This window comes from Rothia sp. P6271, assembly GCF_048512995.1.
Lineage (GTDB): Bacteria > Actinomycetota > Actinomycetes > Actinomycetales > Micrococcaceae > Rothia.
The window spans coordinates 213,123-236,910 of record NZ_JBLXXV010000001.1 but is presented as its reverse complement, the minus strand read 5'-3'; the positions used below and the strand labels follow the sequence as shown (position 1 = coordinate 236,910).

Annotated in this window: 25 protein-coding genes; all 25 read left to right on the top strand. The window is 49.5% G+C overall.

Going from position 1 to position 23,788, the window contains the following annotated elements:
• The first annotated feature begins 57 nt into the window (after positions 1-57).
• Positions 58-2,139, top strand: a complete 2,082-nt coding sequence (locus ACN08X_RS01080) for a neutral/alkaline non-lysosomal ceramidase N-terminal domain-containing protein (protein ID WP_419107662.1) — start codon at positions 58-60, stop codon at positions 2,137-2,139.
• A 511-nt stretch (positions 2,140-2,650) separates the two neighbouring features.
• Positions 2,651-3,025, top strand: a complete 375-nt coding sequence (gene rpsL, locus ACN08X_RS01075) for a 30S ribosomal protein S12 (RefSeq protein WP_005504939.1) — start codon at positions 2,651-2,653, stop codon at positions 3,023-3,025.
• On the top strand, positions 3,025-3,495 hold the full coding sequence (rpsG, locus tag ACN08X_RS01070) for a 30S ribosomal protein S7 (protein WP_419100885.1): 471 nt from the start codon (positions 3,025-3,027) through the stop codon (positions 3,493-3,495). The genes rpsL and rpsG overlap by 1 nt, the downstream gene beginning before the upstream one ends.
• A 75-nt stretch (positions 3,496-3,570) precedes the next feature.
• Positions 3,571-5,685, top strand: a complete 2,115-nt coding sequence (gene fusA / locus ACN08X_RS01065) for an elongation factor G (protein WP_419100884.1) — start codon at positions 3,571-3,573, stop codon at positions 5,683-5,685.
• A gap of 189 nt (positions 5,686-5,874) precedes the next feature.
• The gene (tuf, locus tag ACN08X_RS01060) at positions 5,875-7,065 is read left to right on the top strand and encodes an elongation factor Tu (protein WP_419100883.1); all 1,191 of its coding nucleotides are present in this window, start codon (positions 5,875-5,877) and stop codon (positions 7,063-7,065) included.
• 511 nt (positions 7,066-7,576) lie between these two features.
• Positions 7,577-7,885, top strand: a complete 309-nt coding sequence (rpsJ, locus tag ACN08X_RS01055; RefSeq protein ID WP_068169589.1) for a 30S ribosomal protein S10 — start codon at positions 7,577-7,579, stop codon at positions 7,883-7,885.
• Positions 7,886-7,901: 16 nt separating this feature from the next.
• The gene (gene rplC, locus ACN08X_RS01050; protein WP_419100882.1) at positions 7,902-8,558 is read left to right on the top strand and encodes a 50S ribosomal protein L3; all 657 of its coding nucleotides are present in this window, start codon (positions 7,902-7,904) and stop codon (positions 8,556-8,558) included.
• A gap of 5 nt (positions 8,559-8,563) precedes the next feature.
• Entirely contained in the window at positions 8,564-9,187 is a 624-nt protein-coding gene (gene rplD / locus ACN08X_RS01045; protein WP_419100881.1) for a 50S ribosomal protein L4, read from the top strand.
• A complete protein-coding gene (rplW, locus tag ACN08X_RS01040) occupies positions 9,187-9,492 on the top strand; it encodes a 50S ribosomal protein L23 (RefSeq protein WP_419100880.1) in 306 nt (101 codons plus the stop codon). The genes rplD and rplW overlap by 1 nt, the downstream gene beginning before the upstream one ends.
• Positions 9,493-9,531: 39 nt before the next feature.
• The gene (rplB, locus tag ACN08X_RS01035; RefSeq protein WP_419100879.1) at positions 9,532-10,368 is read left to right on the top strand and encodes a 50S ribosomal protein L2; all 837 of its coding nucleotides are present in this window, start codon (positions 9,532-9,534) and stop codon (positions 10,366-10,368) included.
• 12 nt (positions 10,369-10,380) lie between these two features.
• On the top strand, positions 10,381-10,662 hold the full coding sequence (gene rpsS, locus ACN08X_RS01030) for a 30S ribosomal protein S19 (protein WP_419100878.1): 282 nt from the start codon (positions 10,381-10,383) through the stop codon (positions 10,660-10,662).
• 61 nt (positions 10,663-10,723) lie between these two features.
• On the top strand, positions 10,724-11,089 hold the full coding sequence (gene rplV, locus ACN08X_RS01025) for a 50S ribosomal protein L22 (RefSeq protein WP_419100877.1): 366 nt from the start codon (positions 10,724-10,726) through the stop codon (positions 11,087-11,089).
• Positions 11,090-11,890, top strand: coding sequence for a 30S ribosomal protein S3 (rpsC, locus tag ACN08X_RS01020; RefSeq protein ID WP_419102936.1), 801 nt, complete (start codon positions 11,090-11,092; stop codon positions 11,888-11,890). It begins immediately after the preceding gene.
• A complete protein-coding gene (gene rplP, locus ACN08X_RS01015) occupies positions 11,891-12,307 on the top strand; it encodes a 50S ribosomal protein L16 (RefSeq protein ID WP_204877182.1) in 417 nt (138 codons plus the stop codon). It begins immediately after the preceding gene.
• A gap of 5 nt (positions 12,308-12,312) precedes the next feature.
• Positions 12,313-12,555, top strand: coding sequence for a 50S ribosomal protein L29 (rpmC, locus tag ACN08X_RS01010; protein WP_419100875.1), 243 nt, complete (start codon positions 12,313-12,315; stop codon positions 12,553-12,555).
• The gene (gene rpsQ / locus ACN08X_RS01005; protein WP_419100874.1) at positions 12,552-12,824 is read left to right on the top strand and encodes a 30S ribosomal protein S17; all 273 of its coding nucleotides are present in this window, start codon (positions 12,552-12,554) and stop codon (positions 12,822-12,824) included. The genes rpmC and rpsQ overlap by 4 nt, the downstream gene beginning before the upstream one ends.
• Positions 12,825-13,117: 293 nt before the next feature.
• Positions 13,118-14,125, top strand: coding sequence for an ABC transporter substrate-binding protein (locus ACN08X_RS01000; RefSeq protein ID WP_419107661.1), 1,008 nt, complete (start codon positions 13,118-13,120; stop codon positions 14,123-14,125).
• 63 nt (positions 14,126-14,188) lie between these two features.
• The gene (locus ACN08X_RS00995; RefSeq protein WP_419107660.1) at positions 14,189-16,519 is read left to right on the top strand and encodes a hypothetical protein; all 2,331 of its coding nucleotides are present in this window, start codon (positions 14,189-14,191) and stop codon (positions 16,517-16,519) included.
• Between the two features lie 34 nt (positions 16,520-16,553).
• A complete protein-coding gene (locus tag ACN08X_RS00990) occupies positions 16,554-17,594 on the top strand; it encodes a plasmid partitioning protein (protein ID WP_419100871.1) in 1,041 nt (346 codons plus the stop codon).
• A 26-nt stretch (positions 17,595-17,620) separates the two neighbouring features.
• Complete coding sequence (locus ACN08X_RS00985; RefSeq protein WP_419107659.1) at positions 17,621-18,634, top strand: FecCD family ABC transporter permease; 1,014 nt, start codon at positions 17,621-17,623, stop codon at positions 18,632-18,634.
• Positions 18,631-19,692 (top strand): FecCD family ABC transporter permease, encoded by a 1,062-nt coding sequence (locus ACN08X_RS00980; RefSeq protein ID WP_419107658.1) that lies wholly within the window; start codon positions 18,631-18,633, stop codon positions 19,690-19,692. The genes ACN08X_RS00985 and ACN08X_RS00980 overlap by 4 nt, the downstream gene beginning before the upstream one ends.
• Positions 19,693-19,698: 6 nt before the next feature.
• The gene (locus ACN08X_RS00975) at positions 19,699-20,505 is read left to right on the top strand and encodes an ABC transporter ATP-binding protein (protein ID WP_419105623.1); all 807 of its coding nucleotides are present in this window, start codon (positions 19,699-19,701) and stop codon (positions 20,503-20,505) included.
• A 14-nt stretch (positions 20,506-20,519) separates the two neighbouring features.
• Positions 20,520-21,848: an alpha/beta hydrolase-fold protein gene (locus tag ACN08X_RS00970; RefSeq protein WP_419107657.1), complete on the top strand. Its 1,329-nt coding sequence runs from the start codon at positions 20,520-20,522 to the stop codon at positions 21,846-21,848.
• A complete protein-coding gene (locus tag ACN08X_RS00965) occupies positions 21,835-23,538 on the top strand; it encodes a (2,3-dihydroxybenzoyl)adenylate synthase (RefSeq protein WP_419107656.1) in 1,704 nt (567 codons plus the stop codon). The genes ACN08X_RS00970 and ACN08X_RS00965 overlap by 14 nt, the downstream gene beginning before the upstream one ends.
• A 23-nt stretch (positions 23,539-23,561) precedes the next feature.
• On the top strand, positions 23,562-23,783 hold the full coding sequence (locus ACN08X_RS00960) for a phosphopantetheine-binding protein (protein WP_419100865.1): 222 nt from the start codon (positions 23,562-23,564) through the stop codon (positions 23,781-23,783).
• Positions 23,784-23,788: the final 5 nt, after the last annotated feature.

The window sequence follows — 23,788 nt, the reverse complement described above, 5'->3', positions numbered from 1 at the left end:
TGTAGGTCAGCATTCATCACTCACATCGCTAACGTTAATTTTCTTTTAGGGGTTATTGTGTTATCTTCGCCTGCCGTTTCACGGCTTCGTCGTACGGGTTCGCTGGTTGTAGGTGCGGCTTTAGCTTGTGCATCCTTATCTGTTCTAGAGCCTGCTCAGGCTCATCCTAATTATTGGTATTCTTCGTCTTCGCATTCTCAGAATGTTTCTTCTAGCCCGTATCTTGTGGGTGCTGGTATCGGAGATGTCACCGGTGAACCAGCTGAGGTTGGTTTCATGGGGTATGGAGATGGGAAACAGCTTGGGTCTGGCGTAATGAGCCGTTCCTACGCGCGTGCGTTTGAAATTCAAGATAGGAATACTGGAGAACGTAACCTCATTGTTGTGTTGGATCAGTTGTCTGCTTTTCAGAGTGTCCGTGATGAGGTGATTCGTCGTGTGCAACAGCAGTATGGCAATGCGTATGGAGAATCAAATATTATGATTACCGCTAGCCATACTCACTCTACCCCTGGCGGTATCACCAAATATAGTCTGTACAACGTCACGACAAGCGGATGGCACGAAGATACTTTTAATGCGACTGTCGAGGGCATCATGGATGCTATTGATGCTGCTCACCGAGATTTAGCGCCGGGGCAGCTTACTGTGTCTCATTCGCAGCTGACCGGTGTTGGCGCTAATCGTTCTGCTGTTGCTTTTGAACGTGACCCTCAAGAGCTTAAGAACAAGTTGGTGAATGGAGTAGACCCGACAACAGTAACTTTGCGTCTAGAACGTGGTGGCAAAACACGTGCGGTCATTAACTGGTTTGCTGTGCACGCTACCTCATTACCTACAACCAATACACTGATTTCTTCTGACAATAAAGGGTATGCTGAGTGGCTTTTAGAACACCAAGATCATGGTGTAGATCATTACTCTGGTGCAGGCGATGGATTTATCGCTGCTTTTGCTAATAGTAACGCTGGTGATGTTACTCCGAATACTTGGCTTGAGCCAGGTAAAGGCCCTACGGATATTCCTTTTGAGAATATGAAGATTCAAGGAACAAAACAGGCCGATGCCGTTCGTGATCAGCTTCGTAGTCAAGGGCAACCTGTTGGTCAGGGACTTAGCTCAGCGGTGAAGTATTTTGACTTTAGTAATATGACGGTGGACGCTCAATATACCGGAACGGGGCAGGCGGAGCGTACGTGTCGTGCTTCTTTGGGGGAGTCCTTTGGCTCTGGCTCTGAAGAAGATGGTGGCGGAGGTCTCCCCATTTTTGGTGAAGGCGTTGGCGCTAACAAGTTCTTTTACACAATGAGTCGCGCTGTTTATGCTGTTTCTCCAGATTTGAAGTCTTGTCAGTATCCTAAAGATCACCTTCTTGCGGTGGGCGTGGTAGGAGCTGTTCAGGAGAAGCTTCCTGTCCAGGTGATGCGTTTTGGCGACTACTATATCTTAGGCTTGCCAGGTGAATATACGGGTGCTGTTGGCGTGCAGTATCGTCAGGACATGGCAAAACTCTTTGGCGTTGATGAGTCTCATATTATTTTGCAAGGTTACACCAATGCTTATAACCATTATGTGACAACTCCCGATGAATATGATCTGCAACAGTATGAGGGTGGAGCAACAATTTTTGGTCGTTACGAGGCGCCAGCTTTCCGTCAGAGTTTGCATGAGGTAGGTTCTGCTTTGCAGCGTGGAGTATCCTTAGACTTGGGGGATAAGCCTCAGACTCCTTATGCTGCAAAGAGCTCTAAAGGCAAGGTTCTTTATGATACCGCTGGTGCTGGAAAATACTATGGTCAGCAAATACGCGCGCCTCGTAATACTTGGCGTGGCGGCACTGTTTCGGCAGATTTTGTTGGCGCACACCCCAATAACAGTGTTCGTAAGCAGGGGAGCTATCTTGAGATACAACGATGGAACGGGCATGATTGGGAATACGTTACAAACGATAATGATCCGAACACTCGTTTTGAGTGGAAACGCCAGTGGGCTGCTCAGTCACGCGTGACGATTAGTTGGGAGGTTCCATCAACGGCTCCTTCTGGACACTATCGGATTGTGTATTACGGTCATTCGAAGAATGGTTGGGGGCAGATTTCACCCTTTACGGGAACTAGCTCTGAATTTAGAGTGTATTAATCTTTCGATAAATGATTGATGCAGGGGAGTGCCACTGCTTTTGTGCAGTGGCACTCTTCGTTTTAAGTTAATCGAGGGTTAAGTGAGATAAATCTCTGAGGTTTGAGATAAACAATAGGGAATTAAGCTGAATCTAGGTAGATTAAGGGCTCTAGAGCCGATATAGTTTGATACGAAGTACTTAGCCTCAGTGCCTCTAATGCTCCTTTGAAGCATTTATATCGGCGCATTCCAGCGTTGAACGGCAGAGCTAATGTGGGCTTCGAATTAATGGCAGTATGGATACAGTCCTTTGGTATTGATTTAAGTTTTTTTAATCTGATACCTAAATGCCATTTTTACGCATGCCCAGATAAAATTTTGTTGCACGCGCTGAACTAAGTTACCGTTATTGCGTATCGCAGGATACCCAATACATCTGCTTCAATAACTCATGCATCATGCAGAACTCTGCACTGAGGTGAAAAGACGAAAGGGTTGTGAAAGACCAACCCGATAATCAGGAGATATTGTGCCTACAATTCAGCAGCTGGTCCGTAAGGGCCGGACTCCCAAGGTCGTAAAGACCAAGGCGCCCGCACTGAAGGGCAACCCTATGAAGCGTGGCGTGTGCACTCGTGTGTACACCACCACCCCGAAGAAGCCTAACTCTGCACTCCGTAAGGTAGCTCGTGTGAAGCTCAACGGTGGCGTTGAAGTTACCGCTTACATTCCCGGTGAAGGTCACAACCTTCAGGAACACTCCATCGTGCTTGTTCGCGGTGGTCGTGTGAAGGACCTCCCCGGTGTTCGTTACAAGATCGTTCGTGGTGCTCTGGATACTCAGGGTGTTAAGGGTCGCGGCCAGGCTCGCTCCCGCTACGGCGCTAAGAAGGAGAAGAAGTAATGCCTCGTAAGGGTCCCGCTCCAAAGCGTCCCCTCGTAAACGATCCTGTTTACGGTTCCCCGCTGGTTACCCAGCTTATTAACAAAGTTCTTCAGGACGGCAAAAAGTCTGTTGCAGAGCGTATCGTTTACGGTGCACTCGAAGGCGTAGGTCAGAAGACCGGCGCAGACCCCGTAGCAACCTTGAAAAAGGCTATGGACAACGTCAAGCCCTCCTTGGAAGTTCGCTCCCGCCGTGTTGGTGGCGCAACCTACCAGGTTCCTGTTGAGGTTCGCTCCGGACGCGCAACTGCTCTTGCTCTTCGCTGGTTGGTTGGCTTCTCCAAGCTACGCCGCGAAAAGACTATGACTGAGCGTCTAATGAATGAGATCTTGGACGCATCCAACGGTCTCGGTGCCGCTGTGAAGCGTCGCGAAGACACTCACAAGATGGCCGAATCCAACAAGGCCTTCGCACACTACCGCTGGTAATTCTTTGAAATGCCTGTCGAGAATACTTCGTGTATTCCGGCAGGCTTTCGGAGTATCTCATAAGAGGAGACTCAAGTGGCACTAGACGTGCTTACAGACCTCAAGAAGGTCCGCAACATTGGTATTATGGCGCATATTGACGCCGGTAAGACCACCACAACCGAACGTATCTTGTTCTACACCGGTATTAACCACAAAATTGGTGAAACCCACGATGGTGCATCCACCATGGACTGGATGGCTCAGGAACAAGAGCGCGGTATTACCATTACTTCCGCAGCTACTACCTGCTTCTGGAAGAACAATCAGGTAAACATCATCGATACCCCCGGCCACGTTGACTTCACCGTTGAGGTTGAGCGTTCATTGCGCGTCCTCGACGGCGCAGTTGCAGTGTTCGACGGTAAAGAGGGTGTTGAGCCTCAGTCTGAAACCGTTTGGCGTCAGGCTGACAAATACGAAGTTCCCCGTATCTGCTTCGTGAACAAGATGGATAAGCTCGGCGCTGACTTCTACTTCACCGTAGATACCATCATCAAGCGTTTGGGTGCTCGTCCTTTGGTTCTTCAGCTACCTATCGGCGCTGAGAACGACTTCCTCGGTGTTATCGACCTCCTCACCATGAAGGCATATGTCTGGCCTGGTGACGCTAAGGGCGATGTGACCATGGGCGCTTCTTACGAAACTCAGGAAATTCCTGCAGACTTGCAAGAAAAGGCTGAGCAGTACCGTGCAGAGCTCATCGAAGCTGTTGCAGAGTCCAGCGAAGAACTGATGGAAAAGTACCTTGAAGAAGGCGAACTTTCCCTTGAAGAACTCAAAGCTGGTATCCGTCAGCTCACCGTGAATAATGAAGCATACCCTGTTCTTTGTGGTTCTGCATTCAAGAACCGTGGCGTTCAGCCTATGCTTGACGCTGTCATTGATTACTTGCCTTCACCGCTTGACGTGCCTGCTGTTCGCGGTCACAAGCTCAACGATGAAGAAGTTGAAATGACTCGTGAAGCATCTTCTTCTGAGCCTTTCTCTGCATTGGCGTTCAAGGTTGCAGCACACCCGTTCTACGGTCAGCTCACCTATATTCGTGTGTACTCCGGTACTGCGTCTCAGGGTGAACAGGTTCTTAACTCCACTAAGGGCCGTAAAGAGCGTATTGGTAAGCTCTTCCAGATGCACTCCAACAAGGAAAACCCTGTTGAGCAGATTCAGGCAGGACACATTTACGCTGCTATCGGTTTGAAGGACACCACCACTGGTGACACCCTTTGCGATGCTGCTAACCCCATCGTTCTTGAATCAATGAGCTTCCCTGATCCTGTGATCTTTGTTGCTATTGAGCCAAAGACTAAGGGCGACCAGGAGAAACTCTCCACCGCTATTCAGAAGCTTTCAGCAGAAGACCCCACCTTCAGCGTTAATCTCAACGATGAAACCGGTCAGACTGAAATCGGCGGTATGGGCGAATTGCACCTCGACATCTTGGTTGACCGCATGAAGCGTGAATTCAAGGTTGAGGCAAACATCGGTAAGCCTCAGGTTGCTTACCGCGAAACCATCAAGAAAGCTGTGGAGAAGGTCGACTACACCCACAAGAAGCAGACTGGTGGTTCTGGTCAGTTCGCTAAGGTTCAGGTTTCCTTCGAACCTATTCCTCTTGACGCTGAAGAGCTTTACGAGTTTGATAACGTCGTCACCGGTGGTCGTGTTCCTCGCGAATACATTCCATCTGTTGACGCTGGTATCCAGGACGCTATGCAGCTTGGTATCCTTGCTGGTTACCCTGTTGTTGGTGTTAAAGCAACCCTCATCGACGGTGCATACCACGATGTTGACTCCTCTGAAATGGCCTTCAAGATTGCCGGTTCTATGGTGTTCAAGGAAGGCGCTAAGCGCGCTAACCCTGTTCTTCTTGAACCGCTTATGGCAGTTGAAGTTCGTACCCCAGAGGAATACATGGGCGATGTTATCGGCGACTTGAACTCTCGCCGTGGACAGATTCAGTCCATGGAAGATGCAGCTGGCGTTAAACTCGTCAATGCATTGGTTCCGCTATCCGAAATGTTTGGTTACATCGGCGACCTACGTTCCAAGACTCAGGGACGCGCTGTATTCTCTATGGCATTCGATAGCTATTCTGAGGTTCCGAAGGCTGTTGCCGACGAAATCATTCAGAAGAGCCGCGGCGAATAATTTTTGCCTCAGTTCCGGCTCTTTAAACTATTGAGTCGAAAAATTCACTAAAAATACCCCTGAAAACAGCTTCTGGGTTTCATCTGACCGGTGTAATCCGCTAATGTAGACGCTAGACCGTTTCTTAACGGATTGCGCCGGTGAGATATCCGAGTGCATGTTTTCAAAATCGTTCTAGGAGGAACACCCTTGGCTAAGGCTAAGTTCGAGCGCTCCAAGCCTCACGTAAACGTTGGTACCATTGGTCACGTTGACCACGGTAAGACCACTCTTACCGCTGCTATCTCCAAGGTTCTTGCAGACAAGTACCCGGACATTAACGAGCAGCGCGACTTCGGTATGATCGACTCCGCTCCTGAAGAGCGTCAGCGCGGTATTACCATTAACATTGCTCACATCGAGTACCAGACCGAGAAGCGTCACTACGCACACGTTGACGCTCCCGGCCACGCTGACTATGTCAAGAACATGATTACCGGTGCTGCTCAGATGGACGGCGCAATCCTCGTGGTTGCTGCTACCGATGGTCCTATGGCTCAGACCCGCGAGCACGTTCTTCTTGCTCGCCAGGTTGGCGTACCTACCCTTCTTGTTGCATTGAACAAGTCCGACATGGTTGAAGACGAAGAGCTTCTTGACCTCGTCGAAATGGAAGTTCGCGATTTGCTTTCTTCCCAGGAATTCGACGGCGACGACGCTCCTGTTATCCGCGTTTCTGCTCTCAAGGCTCTTGAAGGCGACGCTGAATGGGTTGCGAAGATCGAAGAACTCATGGATGCAGTTGACAACTACATTCCGGACCCCGTTCGTGAAACCGACAAGCCCTTCCTCATGCCTATTGAGGACGTCTTCACCATTACCGGTCGCGGTACCGTTGTAACCGGCCGTGCAGAGCGTGGTACCCTCAACATCAACTCTGAGGTTGAGATCGTTGGTATCCGCCCCATCCAGAAGACCACCGTTACCGGTATCGAGATGTTCCACAAGCAGCTCGACGAAGCATGGGCAGGCGAGAACTGTGGTCTACTTCTTCGCGGTCTCAAGCGCGACGACGTAGAGCGTGGTCAGGTTGTTGTAGCTCCCGGCTCCATCACCCCTCACACTCAGTTCGAGGCAAACGTCTACATCCTTTCCAAGGATGAGGGTGGACGTCACAACCCGTTCTACTCCAACTACCGTCCTCAGTTCTACTTCCGTACCACTGACGTAACCGGCGTTATCACTCTTCCTGAGGGTACCGAAATGGTTATGCCTGGCGACAACACCGAGATGACCGTTGAGCTCATCCAGGAAATCGCGATGGAAGAAGGCCTCGGCTTCGCTATCCGTGAAGGTGGACGTACCGTTGGTTCCGGTCGTGTTACCAAGATTCTCAAGTAATAATCTTTGAGCGTCAATCAGAAGTTTTAGAACTTCAACTTTGAGCTGTCGATGATGGCTCGGCAGGGCCCCTCAGTAGTTTTACTGAGGGGCCCTGTTTTATGCCTCTTTATTCTGCTCATAGAACTTGCATGTGAAACTCGGCACTTTTAGGTATTGGGGTTGCTTATGCTTTTATTCTCTGCGAGAATAGTAAACGTTGTTCAAGCGCTTATCTGTCGTTTCTTTGCAAAATATGCCTTAATGGGGTGATTCTTTTGTGGAGGAACAAACGAAGATAAGACCAAATATGACCCGGTTCCGAAGGCTTAGGCCGTTGTCTGTCCTCATTTAGGCGACACGCCCGAGTTCGGGGGTCGGTGCTTGGTCGAGTTGAGGAACCCTAACACCCTTTAGGATTCAGCTCGATTCAGGCGGCACGAAAGAAAAATATTTTTCTTTACCTCAAGTGCCAGAAAAAGGGGCGACCGCCCCGTTACAGGGAAGTACTTCAAGAAAGAGAGTCCGACAGATGGCGGGACAGAAAATCCGCATCCGTCTGAAGTCTTACGACCACGAGGTCATTGATTCTTCAGCACGGAAAATCGTTGAGACAGTTACGCGTGCAGGCGCGACGGTAGTAGGTCCAGTACCACTTCCGACCGAAAAGAACGTTTACTGCGTTATTCGTTCGCCTCACAAGTATAAGGACAGCCGCGAGCATTTCGAAATGCGCACGCACAAGCGTCTGATCGACGTTGTTGATCCGACCCCTAAGGCTGTTGATGCCCTCATGCGTCTTGACCTTCCGGCAGACGTGAACATCGAAATCAAGCTGTAGAGGATCGCATCTAATCATGACTAACACATTCGAGCGCCAGGTGAAAGGCTTGCTGGGTACCAAACTCGGCATGACTCAGATCTGGGACGAAAACGGCAAATTTGTGCCCGTTACCGTAGTTAAGGCTGACTCCAACGTTGTCACCCAGTTACGTAATCAAGAAACTGATGGCTACCAGGCTATTCAGATTGGTTTCGGTGCAATTGATTCTCGTAAAGTTACCAAGCCTCTAGCTGGTCACTTTGAGAAAGCAGGCGTAACCCCTCGCCGCCACCTAGTTGAAATCCGCACTTCTGATGCTGCAGAGTACTCCCTAGGTCAAGAACTGACCGTGGACCTCTTCGCAGAAGGTCAGAAAGTCGATGTCGTTGGCAAGACCAAAGGCAAGGGCTTCGCAGGTGTTATGAAGCGTCACGGCTTCAAGGGTGTTGGCGCGTCTCACGGTCAGCACAAGAACCACCGTAAGCCCGGTTCTATCGGTGGTGCATCATACCCCGCACGCGTGTTCAAAGGTATGCGCATGGCTGGCCGTATGGGCGCAGCACGCCACACCACTTTGAACCTGACTATCCAGGGTGTAGACGTCGAAAACAACGTACTTTTGATTAAGGGTGCAATCCCTGGTCCTAAGGGCGGCGTTGTTTTGGTTCGCACCGCTGTGAAGGGAGCCTAATTACAATGGCTGTCAAAACTGTCAAGGTAGACCTACCGGCAGACCTCTTCGACGCACAGGCATCTGTTCCTTTGCTTCACCAGGTCGTTGTAGCTCAGCTTGCTGCAGCACGCCAAGGTACTCACAAAACTAAGAACCGCGGCGAAGTTTCCGGCGCAGGTCGTAAACCTTTCAAACAAAAAGGTACCGGCCGAGCACGTCAGGGCTCCATCCGTGCACCGCATATGACCGGTGGTGGTGTCGTACACGGCCCAACCCCTCGCAACTATGCGCAGCGTACCCCCAAGAAAATGATTGCAGCTGCTTTGCGCGGTGCTCTCTCCGATCGCGCTCGTCACGACCGCGTACACGTTGTAGAGAACCTCGTTGAAGGCACCAAGCCTTCAACTCAGGCAATCAAGGCATCTCTTGCAAGCATCACCAGCCGTAAGAACGTTCTTTTGGTGATTGACCGCAAAGAAGATCTTGTAGCACTGTCAGCACGTAACCTTCAGAACACTCACGTCCTCTATGCAGACCAGCTGAACACCTACGATGTTCTCATCTCTGATGACGTAGTTTTCACCAAGGATGCGTTCGACATTTTCGTCGCAGTTGCTTCTAAGGCTAAGAAGGAGGCCGCTAAATAATGAGCGTCTCTACTTTCAAAGATCCTCGCGACGTGATTATCGCTCCCGTCGTGTCGGAAAAAAGCTACGGCCAGCTCGATGAAGGTAAATACACCTTCGTTGTTGCTCCTAGCTCCAACAAACTGGAAATCAAGCAGGCTATCGAAGAAATCTTCGGTGTCAAGGTTGCTTCCGTAAACACCGCTAACCGTCAAGGCAAGCGCAAGCGCACTCGCTTTGGCTGGGGTACTCGTAAGAACACCAAGCGTGCGATTGTAACCCTCAAAGAAGGCTCAATCGACCTCTTCGGCGGTCCGCAGGCATAGTCCTGCGGAGACCACTTTAGCGAAGGAAAGAAATACTAAATGGGTATTCGTAAACACAAGCCGACGACACCTGGTCGCCGTGGCTCGAGCGTTTCCGATTTCTCCGAAATCACCCGCTCAACCCCGGAAAAATCCCTGGTTCGTCCGCTTCCTAAAAAAGGCGGCCGTAACAACACCGGTCGTATCACCACTCGCCACAAGGGCGGTGGACACAAGCGTCAGTACCGTTTGATCGACTTCCGTCGTCACGACAAAGATGGTGTTAACGCACGCGTTGCACACATCGAATACGATCCAAACCGTACCGCACGCATCGCATTGCTTCACTATGTTGATGGTACAAAGCGTTACATCGTTGCTCCTAACCGTTTGCAGCAGGGCGACATCGTTGAATCCGGTCCGTCTGCGGACATCAAGCCCGGTAACAACTTGCCACTACGCAACATTCCTGTGGGTACCGTTATTCACGCTGTTGAACTTCGCCCCGGCGGCGGAGCAAAGATGGGTCGCTCTGCTGGCGCTTCCATCCAGCTCGTTGCTAAAGAAGGTCGCTACGCTCAGTTGCGTCTTCCTTCCGGCGAAATTCGCAACGTAGACGTTCGCTGCCGTGCAACTGTTGGTTCTGTCGGCAACGCTGAACAGTCCAACATCAACTGGGGTAAAGCAGGCCGCAACCGTTGGAAGGGCATCCGCCCAACCGTTCGTGGTGTTGTTATGAACCCTGTTGATCACCCACATGGTGGTGGTGAAGGTAAAACCTCAGGTGGTCGTCACCCGGTTAACCCGAACGGTAAACCCGAAGGTCGTACCCGTCGACCTAACAAGGAAAGCGACAAGCTCATTGTTCGTCGCCGTCGTACTGGCAAGAAGCGCTAAGGAGCCTGACACATGCCTCGTAGTTTGAAGAAGGGCCCTTTCGTTGATCAGCACCTTTATGTAAAGGTTGCAGCTCAGAACGAGAAGGGCACCAAGAATATTATTAAGACTTGGTCCCGCCGCTCGATGATTATTCCCGACATGCTCGGACATACCATCGCAGTGCACGACGGACGCAAGCACGTACCCGTGTTCATCACTGAGTCAATGGTCGGACACAAACTCGGCGAGTTTGCACCGACCCGCACTTTCCGTGGCCACGTGAAGGACGACCGTAAGGGTAAGCGTCGCTAATATCGGATATCCGATATTAGATACGTTTTCCTTTCGGCAATAGACGAAAGAAAGATAGGCAATGGAATCTAAGGCATCAGCGCGCTATGTACGCGTCACGCCTATGAAGGCACGCCGAGTCGTCAACCTGATCCGTGGTAAGCAAGCGGAAGAGGCTCTGGCAATTCTGAAGTTCGCTCCTCAGGGCGCTTCAGAACCGGTTTACAAGATTGTTGCATCTGCTATGGCAAATGCTCGTTCCAAAGCAACTGCTGCGGGACTTCCTTTCAAGGAAGAAGAGCTTTTCATCAGCGAAGCATTTGTTGACGAAGGTCCTACGATGAAGCGGTTCCAGCCGCGAGCACAGGGCCGTGCATTCCGCATCAACAAGCGCACCAGCCACATCACCGTGGTTGTAGCAACCCCGGAGAAGGAGGAGGACCGATAAATGGGTCAGAAAATTAACCCCAACGGTTTCCGACTTGGCATCACCACCGGACACGTCTCCAAGTGGTTCGCAGACTCCAACAAGGAAGGCGAACGCTACAAGGACTTCGTCCGTGAAGACGTCAAAATTCGCGAGCTCCTCGCTAAAGATTTGGAGCGCGCAGGTATCGCAAAGGTAGAAATCGAGCGCACCCGTGATCGTGTTCGTGTGGACATCCACACTGCACGTCCAGGTATCTTGATTGGTCGCCGTGGTGCAGAAGCTGACCGTATTCGCGGTGAGCTTGAGAAACTAACGAACAAGCAGATTCAGCTCAACATCCTTGAGGTTGCTCAGCCTGAACTTTCTGCTCAGCTTGTTTCTCAGAGCATCGCAGAACAGCTCACCTCTCGCGTGGCATTCCGCCGTGCAATGAAGAAAGCAATTCAGTCCGCACAACGTGCAGGCGCAAAGGGTATCCGTATCCAGTGCTCCGGCCGTCTTGGCGGTGCTGAAATGTCCCGTTCCGAGTTCTACCGTGAAGGTCGCGTGCCATTGCACACCCTTCGTGCGAACATCGACTACGGTTTCTTCGAAGCAAAGACCACCTTCGGCCGTATCGGCGTGAAGGTTTGGATCTACAAGGGCGATCTTACCGACAAGGAACTTGCTGCTCAGCAGGCTTCCGCACAGCGTGGCCGTGGCGACCGTCGTGGTAACGACCGTCGTCGTGGTGGCAACCGCGGACCTCGTCGCGAACGTCGCAACGACAACGCTTCGGTGAACACCGAAGCCAAGACTGCAGAAAACGGTGAGGCATAAATGCTTATTCCCCGTCGAGTAAAATATCGTAAGCAGCACCATCCCAAGCGTACTGGTATGGCCAAAGGCGGTACCGAAGTTACTTTTGGTGAGTGGGGTATTCAGGCACTAACTCCTGCATACGTAACCAACCGTCAGATTGAAGCTGCACGTATCGCAATGACTCGTCACATCAAGCGTGGCGGTAAAGTATGGATTAACATCTATCCTGACCGTCCCTTGACCAAGAAACCTGCTGAAACCCGTATGGGTTCCGGTAAAGGTTCACCCGAGTGGTGGGTCGCAAACGTAAAACCCGGTCGAGTCATGTTTGAACTCTCCGGTGTGTCCGAAGAAGTGGCTCGCGAAGCTATGCGCCTCGCAATCCACAAGCTCCCGATGAAGGCACGTGTCGTGCGTCGTGAAGGTGGTGAGTAAGCGAAATGGCAGTTGGATCAAAAGATCTCAGCATCGACAAGCTCGTTGAGCTCTCAGATGAGGCTCTCGTAGAAGAGCTACGCAAGTCGAAGGAGGAACTGTTCAACCTCCGTTTCCAGGCAGCCACCGGTCAGCTTGAAAATCCCGGTCGTATCCGTTCCGTAAAACGCGATATTGCACGTATTTACACCGTGTTGCGTGAGCGTGAACTCGGTATTCGTCCCGCAACCGAAGGTGAAGCCAAGTGAGTGAAGTAATGAACGAAGAGCGCGGCTACCGCAAGACTCGCCGCGGCTACGTAGTGTCCGACAAAATGGACAAGACCGTAGTTGTAGAAGTCCAGGATCGTGTAAAGCACGCGCTATATGGCAAAGTTATGAGCCGTAACTCAAAGATCAAGGCACACGACGAGCAGAACTCTGCTGGTATTGGTGACCTCGTTCTTTTGGCAGAGACTCGTCCGCTCTCCGCTACCAAGCGTTGGCGCGTTGTCGAGATTATCGAAAAAGCTAAATAGTCTTTTCAGATAGTTCTCTGCGAACATACGAAAGAGTCCTCTCTTCCGGGAAACCGGAAGAGAGGACTCTTTCGTTTAAGCACCTGCAAAAAGCTCTACACCACATTGAGCTGAGATATATCTGAACGTACATATAAGGAACGCTGAGGAGAATAGCCCGCACCCGCAGAATTACCCAATAAGGCCAGAAAAATATTACGAAATAGGTTAAAAACCTTTGTGTCTTAGCCTTATTTAAAGATAAGGTTAGGCTTTGTTTATATATTGGTTATGGTCAACTATGGGGCGGAACAATGACTTCAATTAACCGGCGTTTTTTCTTAGGAACAGCAGGAGTCTCAGCACTATTGTTGAGCGCCTGCGGATCTTCCTCTAAAGAAGACCCCACCACAACCCACAACTCCTCAGAAACACGCACTGTCACCGACGTTGAAGGGCTCGAAGTTGAGGTCCCTATCAACCCACAACGCATCATCACCCTTTCAGAACCTACACTAGATGCAACCTTAGCGCTTGGACTAAAACCTATCGGAACCGTCGCCGGCCGCGGACAATCCACCGTCCCTCATTACCTCTACGAAAAAGCCTCCGACATTGAGCTACTAGGTTCAGTCTCCGAACTCAACTACGAGGCCATCGGCAAAACATCACCCGACCTCATCCTTGCCGACGGAACCAGCATCAACAACAGACCAGACATTCTCGAGATTCTGCGACAAATCGCACCGGTAGTCTTCTGCGGTTATGCCGGAGGCCCCTGGAAAACTAACTTTGAAAATGTCTGCAACGCTGTCAACAAAGTTCCCGAAGGAAAGAAATATATCGAAGACTACGATACTTACGTAGCGCAGACTGCCGCAGAACTTAAAGACCGTTACGCTGATAAAACTTTCTCTATCGTCCGATGGCAGGGGAGCGGACCCTCCCTCATCCTCAAAGAACTTCCGGCAGGACAAGCCCTCGAATCTTTAGGGCTCAAACGCCCTCACGACCAAGACATACTAGGACGCGGGCACTCAGAGCCAGTCTCCCTAGAGAACATGGCACGCATCGATGCTGACTACATGTTCCTTGGAACTCTCGGTGGAGCTAGTCAAGAGAACCCACACTCAGACTCCACCGCAGACCTTGAAGGCGCACAAGAAGCCCTCAAAAGAGCAGAACAAACCTCAGGCTTTACCGATTTACGAGCTTACCGAGAAAACCACATCATTCTGGTTGACGGATCACAATGGACATCTACTGGAGGCCCGCTACTGATGCGAGGCATCGTCGAAGACGTCAAAAAATCTCTCTTATAAAACTCCCACAACACCATCCTCTAGCAACAATTTTCAAACCCACTACCTTGATGGACGTACCCCATGCAAACTAACTCTTCATTGACTAAGGTCACTCGTTATACAGCAGTAGCCGCCTTGGCCGCTGCGTTAGTTGGCGCTCCCGCGATTGCCCCAACATACTCCCTCTCCGGAAATACCGCTATCGCCCAAGAAACACCAGCAACAAAAACACTCTCCGTGAGCTCAACTGCAGACGCTGAGGGCAAAATTACCGTTATTGGTCGTGGATTCACCTCAGCAGCAGAAGGCCGCGGCGCTGTTGTCGCCCTAAAATTCGATGCTGGAGGTGTCACTAATCTTGAATCTATTGAACACCCCCTCACCGGCAAAAAAATCCCTAACAAAACAGTTAACTTTGTCGTAGTAGCTCAAGAAGATGGAAGCTTTGAAACTAAAGTTCCTCTCCCATCACCCTCAAATAGCACAGTAAAAGAAGCCGACTGGGCAGAAGGAACTACACATAATCTCACCGCACTCGTCGGCTCTCTCGGACCGCAAGACGTCCCAGGCAACGCGATGGTAGATTTCACTGTTGCTTATGCGCCTCAAGACACCGAAGACCAGTCCTCATGGACACACCTTCAGGTCGGGGACGCTCAACTTAATATTCGCCCCTATACAACTGGCGAAAAAATGCGCATCACAGGAACAGGCTGGCTTAAAGAAAATGGAACTGAAGGGTCCGTCGTCGTTCTAAAACTGGAGTCCAGCAGCGACGGAACTTTCTACGAACGCCCCGATAACTCTGCACAAGCACAATACTTAGGATCCTTAGGGTTATTTGACCTCGGTAATGACCACACCGCATGGATGCTAGTAATGCCAGATGCACAACAGGTCAACGAAGAAAAAGGTATCTCTCTTGTCAAACCAGACGGCTCTTTCGACATTACCTTTGACGTACCTGAAGCCTTAAAAAATGGTTCTACCGGTCAATACCTCGCCGTTCAAGCGCTCTCAGGTCGTTTTGCCCCTGGCGATACTCGTCGTTCAGCAAAATCTCAACCAATTCCTGTCAACGGTGTAGCTGCACAACCACCCCAAAAAGAAGAACCTACCGAAAAATGTGTTTCTTCCGAAACTAAGCCAAGCGCACATTTTGAAAAGGACACTGTCGCACCAGGAGGAACATTACACCTCCTAGGAAAAGGATGGTGTAACGAAAATGGTACAGGAGCAGCACGACTAGCTATCAAAATTGACGATGCCGCTATCTCACGTCTAGATACCTCCGTACATTCCAACAAAACTATTTGGACTATCGTGGATGCAAACCCCACAACCGGAGAAATTGACGCGCACATTCAACTTCCGCAAGCAGACGGTTCAGATAGCTCACCGGCACTTACTGAAGGCGCACACTCATTGCGTCTACTGTCAGGCTCTCTTAAAGCAGGAGACATCCATGTTTCCTACGGTGGTCCTGGCGTCCTTGACTTCATTGTCGGTGCATATTCACCAACGACCATGCCAGATGTGCTCTCTGATAGTGAGCTAACCGCTCAAACGCAGAACGAGGTTACCGTCAAAGAATCTCAAAGGAAAGTGACCGTTCATGTTCCTCATGCACAACCACGACAGTGGGTGCACATTACCCCCTATATTGACGGTTCTTCTCGCGCAACATGGTCTAGTGGATGGGTTCAACTAGACGACAACCGAACCATGGAATACACCTTAGAAGAAGGCCTACCTGCCGGACACTACAAAATGGTGGTTCAAGACGGCGAACAAGCTACCTTTGGTCAGCTTCTTGGCTGGGCAGAACTGGAGCACACCACAAACGAGCAAAAGAATTCTGTTCAAACGCCTGCCACAGAACAACCACACACGCCGATGAACCCAGAACATCATGATTCTGCTACTGGCGGCGAGAACACTAAAAATGGTACTGTGCCAGCTACCGAAGGTTCTTCCACCCAGCATAATACTGGTGCCACAACGTCCTCTTTATCTCGAGCTACGTACAATAACGCATCAGCGCCTGTTTATTCTCCCGTACCAAATTCCTACGAAACAATTGCTGTGGCACCACCGAAGAAAGTGACGCGTATTGTTCGCGCCGCTTCACTGGCACAAGCTGCACAAGCAGAAAAAACTGCACAAGCGCAAAAAAATCAGCGGGAAGAGGCTCACAAGAAGACCATGGCAGCTCCCTCACCCACGAAAAAAGCATCTGCTTCGGCCTCACCAGCTCCTCACTCGTCACCTGCTATCGCCTCAACTGAAGCCACTGGGGTAGAAAAATCCTTCTGGGATAACACGGCTTCTGTCAATAATTTGCTCCTAATTGGTGCTGGCATTGTGCTTCTTGGCGCAGTCGCTATTCCTCGTAAAAAGCCCTTACGCTAACTCCGCATAATACTGTGAAAGTAGATGGCATCTAATGATGAAACTTTTCTCCCCATTAAAAACATTCTTCCTAGCACTGCTAAGCGTTCTCGCCCTCATGACGGGTATGAGTGTGGCGTATGCTCTTCCTCCCGGTGGAGCATCACCAAACACACCGGGAACAAGCTCTACCGTATCTCCTACAACAGTACGAGCTGGCGACACCGTATCTTTTACCGTGAGCGGATTCCCCGCACATGAGCAAGTACGTGTAAAAGTTGATGACGGCGCGGCTTGCCCTCGTGACGCCGCTCAAGGTGCGTGTGTTGTTCATCAGCAAAAGAGCGACGGAAACGGAAATGTTCGTGGTTCCTTCTTACTTCCTCGTGACCTCGAAGAAGGAGAACACACCTTACGCTTCTTGGCAACCGAAGTAATTCGTAATGCCTCAGGAGAACAGCAAGGAACCAAAGGATACTCTAATCAGTCTCCTGTCTTCACCGTTGTTGGGGTGAATGAAAACTCTGCAGGAGGCACCGTCATCAGCTTGACTCCTGACCAAGTAAACCAGCGTGATCACCAGAACAACAGCTCTGGAGATCACTCCACACAGAACCAGAATGACCAGAATACTCAACAGAAAAACTCTGGTAACAATACTTCTGATTCATCCAATAACGGAAGTTCCGAGCACCATTCTGACGAGAAGAACTCTTCTGGAGAACATTCTGGCCATCAGCACAATAATGCCTCCTCTGATAGCAACGAAAATGTTGAAGAAGAAATTGTCTACACCGACGCAGACGGAAACGTTATTTCTCGCGAAGAATATGACAAACTCATGGCTGCTTCTGAAAACAAGGACAAGAAACCTGCATCATCTAGTCCTTCTGCTAGTTCATCTGCTTCTTCTTCAGCAAAGCCCTCAGCATCTTCGGCAACACCTTCTGCAACTACTGATGCGGTAGCACAAGAGAACTCTTCTAAAGTAACTGAAGAATCTGGAAATAGTGTCCCTTGGATTGGTATTGGAGCATTCCTTGCAGCGTTGATTGCTGCTGGAGTTATTGTCTTCAAACGTCGTAACGAAGCATAAAATATCTCTTGCTGAAAGGGTGGCCGGTGAGTTCTCCTGCCCAGACCGTACGGTATACGCAACGTATCCGTTGGATCATACTATTCGTAGTATTAAGCTGTATCGGAATAGTGCTCTCTATTCTCTTCGGCTCGCATTCACTCACCTTGCACGACATCTGGTCAGCCTTGACCGGCCACTCTTCTGGCATTGAAGAAAAAATTATTTGGGAACAGCGTATCCCTCGCACTCTTCTAGCAATTCTTTGTGGCGCAGCTTTAGCGGTCTCTGGGTCACTCATGCAATCTCTCACCCGTAACCCCCTTGCCGAGCCTGGCCTATTGGGAATCAATGCTGGTGCGTCGGTAACCGTTGTATTATCGGTGATTTTTTGGGGAGTGCTCAGTATCGGTCACTACCTCATTGCCTCTTTTATCGGTGCTAGCATCGCAGCTGTAGCCGTGTACTTTCTAGGCCAAGGGACGAGCCGTTCTATTGTGCGTTTAGCTTTAGCCGGTGTTGCTATCTCTGCTGCATTAAGCGCCTTAAACCAAGCACTTATTCTTAGCAATCAAGACGCATTTAACGAGTTTCGTTTCTGGGTAGCCGGATCTTTAGAAGCTAGAGATATGTCTATTGTGTATGCTGTTGCCCCCGTTATTGGGGTAGGCCTCATACTTGCCTTCGTCGTTACTCCCGCCGTACATGCTCTATCACTTGGAGAAGAAGCCGCTATAGCATTGGGTGTTCATGTGAGAAGAACACAGTTTTTATCGCTTCTGGCGGTAACCTTACTGGCTGGATCTGCAACAGCCGCTATTGGGCCGATTTCTTTTGTCGGTTTAGCTGTTCCCTTTATCGTTCGTTATGTGTTAGGTAATGACGTCCGATGGGTGACTAGCGGTTCAGCTCTTGTTGGCCCACTCTGGCTCTTACTAGCAGATGTTATTGCACGCATCATTATTGCTCCTCAAGAAACCCAAGTAGGAATTATCGCCACACTTGTGGGCGCCCCACTATTTATTGTGTTGATGTCACGCAGGAAGGTCGATGCACTATGAAAAATGTGTCAAAACCCTTGCGAATTCACGACAACCTTGCTGGTCAAAAAGTTCTCAGTGTTTCTGCTGGTTTAGTTTCTTGGCAAATAACCTGTCGCGTATTGGTCTACTGTCTAACACTGTCATTACTGATCATTGCCATGAGCTTTTGGGCCATGCTTCAAGGAGATTATCATCTGAGCCCGTTACAAGTTCTTCAAGCTTTTTACGGTGAAGGTAACAGGCTCGGCATATATTTTGTGACTGAAGTACGTGCTCCACGTATTATCGCTGCCCTCATCGTCGGCGCTGCACTAGGAATTTCTGGAGCAATCTTTCAAGGCATATCAGGAAATTCTCTCGGCTCTCCAGACATCATCGGTTTCACCAACGGGGCAGCTACGGGTGCCCTTATCACCATTATCCTAGGTAACGCCACACCACTAGAAATTGCGGTGGGCGCTGTTCTAGGAGGTTTTGGAACATCACTGGCTGTCTGGTTCTTAACACGCCATACGGGTTTAAGAGGGTTCCGCCTCGTGCTTATCGGTTTGGGCCTTGGGGCAACTCTTTCGGCGGTGAATTCTTTGCTGGTGGTACGAGCCTCTCTCACTCAAGCTCAAACTGCAGCATCATGGCTTGCCGGATCATTGAACACTATGAACTGGAATAAAATCATTTTTCTTGCAGTGTTCTTTACCGTACTCGTACCATTCTTGCTCCTACTTGCTCGCCCTTTAGATATTTTGAACTACGGTGATAACGTGGCATCCGGATTAGGGGTGAACGTTTCTACCATTCGAGTTCTTGCCCTTTTCGTTGGAGTGATTCTCGTATCCTTAGCTACCTCTGTGACCGGTCCGCTAGCTTTTGTGGCTCTAAGTGCACCGCATATTGCACAAAAAATTGCTAAGAAGCGAACGCTCTTCGCGGCAGGACTGACCGGTTCTACTCTAGTTCTTGGCTCTGACCTTATCGGACAATACGCCTTCAATATGACGCTACAAGTAGGCGTTGTGACAGGAGCTCTTGGCGGACTCTACCTCATCTACCTCATTGCAACGGAACGGAAGAAATAAGAATCTATGGAACAGCACGTAGCATCACGTCTTGAAGCCCATGATGTATCCGTCGGTTACGGTGAACATCGCGTCATTGAGGGGGTAGACTTCAAGGTTTTAGAAGGTGAACTTACCGTTATTCTCGGCCCTAACGCCTGTGGAAAGTCCACGCTCCTCAAAACTCTTGCGCGGGTTATTCCTCACCAAAAAGGTGAAGTATATCTTGACGGACAAAAGATGTCGGGTCTGAAATCAAAGAACATTGCACAGATTCTTGCCATGCTTCCTCAAACACCTCAAGCACCTTCTGGGGTGAGTGTTTTTGACGTCGTTTCTCGAGGACGATACCCCCACCAGAGTCTGCTCAGCTCATGGAGTGAAGAAGACGAACAAATCGTCATTGATGCGATGAAAGCTGCAAATGTTTTTGAACTTGCTGATCGCCCTATCGAAGCACTTTCAGGAGGACAACGACAACGCGTCTGGATTGCGATGACTTTAGCTCAGCAAACACCGCTCATCCTACTCGACGAACCAACCACATACTTAGATATTACTCATCAAATCGAGGTTCTTAACCTTACCCAACGCCTGCACCGGAGCGGACGAACTATCGCTGTTGTCCTACATGATTTAAACCTCGCCTTCCGCTATGCAACGCACGTTGTACTCATGAAAGACGGAGCAATTATTGCTCAAGGGCAACCACAAAAGATTGTTACTTCAGAGCTCATCCGCAAAGTCTTTGACCTAGATTGCATGATTATGCAAGACCCCTACACCGGTACACCCATGGTTGTTCCTGCCGCAGAACAAGAAAACCACGTATAGAAGCAAAAATACCCGTGAAGAATATCTCGAAGATTACCCAAAACAATGCTGCAGATACATCAGAGCAAGCCTTAGCAAGCGCTCGTCGAACGCCCCCTAAAATTGCGCGCACAACACCTCTAGCGCAAGTTTCTTCTGCTGTTATCGATACGATACATAAGAATCTTCACCACGCAAAAATAACAACTGATGAAGCAGCAGAGAGCCTTTTAGCTATTGCTCAGCAGGGGAGTCCTCTCATAGAATCAGCTTCGTCTGACGATGAGTGTATCGTGACCTTCCTCTACCATGATCGGCAAGCTGAACAGGTGCTGATTTTTGTGAATCGTCTAACGGATGAGAAAAATATTGACGATTCTTTAATGAAACCTATCGGAAAGACCGGTTGGTTTAGTAAAAGCTTCTTGATGAAGACCAACTGGCGGGCCTCCTATTGTTATATTCCCGCTTATGCAGGTCAGACTCCGGCTTGGGTTACACAAGGGCAGCAGGTTCGTTTACGCGCAGCCTTAGACTCTGGTTATGCTGATATATACAATCAGCACCGGTGTCTCAACCGTGCAGGTAAAGAACTAAGCGTCGTATCTTTATCTGAAGCCCCCGAACAACGGTATTTACCGGAGATGGAACAGCTCCGTTCTTTAGCTAAACCCAAGTGGGTGCAGGCTCCCGAAGACCGCCAGATACTCGTACACTCTTTACCTCACGCGACAAAAGATTCGCCGATAGCTCTTGTCTTTGACGGTGAGGTATGGCTGTCGATGGGTCTTCAACTGATGCTTGAAAGTGCTTTTGCTGAAGGCGTATTAGACCCTATGCACGTAGTGTTTGTGCATTCGGGAGGTAGAGAACGGCGTTGGGCTGAGTTAGACGGTACAGCACCTATGGGGCAGTATCTGATATCGTCTTTGATTCCGTGGCTTGAAGAACAATATGGTATCGGTATATCTCGTGGCTCTTTGATGGTGATGGGACAGTCTTTGGGAGGGCTTTCTTCCTTGTTACTTGCCCTAGATTATCCTCAAGAAGTTGGTGCTGTGATTTCCCAGTCTGCTTCTTTATGGCAGCCAGTTGTTGCTGATTCCTTGCAACGTATTCTGGCTGAAAACAACCAAGAACGTTTATCTCACGTGTATTTTGAGATTCAGGTAGGAGCCCAAGAATGGGTTTTAGAGCCTCCTCACCATGTTTTTGTTCGTCAGCTTCAAAAAACTCCAGCTACCGTGAACTTCACTATTTTTAACGGTGGACATGACTACGCGTGTTGGCGTGGAGACCTCATTCCGGCAATAATTCGAGCTCAAAAATATATGGCGCGAAGGAAAGACCATGATGACTCATAATATTTTTCGTTCTGCTTTAATTCCTCCTCCAGCTATACCAGAGCAGTACGCTCAACGTTATCGAGAAGAAGGCCTATGGATTGATCAGACACTCCCCGAATTTTTCGTGGAGCAATGCCAGCGTCATGCTGAATCTCTTGCTGTAGTTGGGCACTCACATACTTCATGGGAAGAGAAAACTCCTCCGACTATTCGATGGACCTATGCCGAACTTTCTCAGCACGGGTGGGATATTGCCTCTCGTTTGCGTGCTGGAGGCGTTCGTCCCGGAGATAGGGTGCTTTTACAATTACCGAATATCGCTGAATATATGAGTGCGTTGCTCGGTATCTTTTACGCGGGGGCTTTACCCGTCTTTTGTATGCCTTCACATCGGGAGCGAGAGCTATCTCATTTTGCTCGTAAGACTGATGCTGCAGCGCATATCTTTTCTTCTCGTGTACCTGGAATGGACCTATCAGCAGTCTATTCTTCTTACTCTCAGATGCTTCGTGATGAGGGGAGAATTCCCCCACTTGGATATGACGTTTGTCATCCGTGGGAGCTTGAAGAGCAAGAACATCTGCAAGAGTTAACAACTGTGATGAACACTTCTGCGCAGAGGAAGAGCGAACAAGTCGCGTTCTTACAACTGTCTGGAGGGACCACTGGTGTTTCTAAACTGATTCCGCGCACTCATGCTGATTATTTATATTCGGTACGAGAATCTGCAAAGATTTGTCAGCTACGAAGTGATAGTACTTTTTTGGTGGTGCTTCCTGCTTCACATAATTTTACGATGAGTTCTGCGGGAATCCTTGGGGCAATGTATGTTGGCGCAACCATCGTCTTTGCTGCAGATCCGAGCCCGCAGACTGCGTTTTCTCTTATTGCTCAAGAGAATGTTAAAGTTGCGGCTTTAGTCCCTCCGTTAGTGCAAGCGTGGATTGCTTCTGCACAACGACGTACCCCCGATTTGAGTTCTTTAGAGCTTCTTCAAGTGGGTGGAGCCAAACTATCACGGTCTGTTGCTCAAAATATTAAACCTGTGCTGGGGGCAACCTTACAACAAGTCTTCGGTATGGCTGAAGGCCTTGTTAACTACACTCGTGCAGAGGATAGCGATGAACTACGATATAACACTCAAGGCAAGCCCATCAGCGCCTTTGATGAAATACTAATCGTGGATGACCACGATAACCCTGTTCCGGTGGGGGTCTCTGGGCATTTACTGACTCGAGGACCTTATACGATTCGTGGTTATTATGATGAGCCTGCCATTAACGAGAAAAGTTTCACTGAAGATGGGTTTTACCGTTCTGGGGATATTGTGAAATTACATCCCGATGGAAGCCTAGAAGTGACAGGACGTGCCAAAGACCAAATTAACCGTAACGGCGAAAAAATTGCGGTTGATGAGATCGAAGATTTGGCGTTATCTCACCCTAAAATCTATGACGCTATTGCGTTAGGAATCCCGGATAAGACTGTTGGCGAACGCGTCTGTTTGGTAGTTGTTCCTTATCCCGGAGAACATTTTGAGGCGAATGCACGTGAAGAGCTTCAACACTTTTTCACAGAGCAGGGACTTGCCTCATATAAGATTCCTGAACGTGTAGAGGTGATGCGCTCTTTACCGACAACAAAAGTTGGAAAAATTTCTCGAAAAGATGTGCGAGCTCAGCTACTCGAAACATTGTCATACTCATAAAAAATCTTTGAAAGGAATATCTCATGACTTCTGAGAACACATTACGTTCTATTCTTCAGAAATACCTTCACGATGCTGACTCTCTAGCACGTGCTTTTGATGAACCCCAAACAGATTTATTTACTTTAGGGTTGGATTCGATGGGTGCTTTTGCTCTCTTAGATGACCTTGCTCAAGCTGGTATTCATGTGGAATTTACCGAATTGGTTGCAGACCCCACAACAGCCTTTTTAAGTTCCCGTTAATTTCT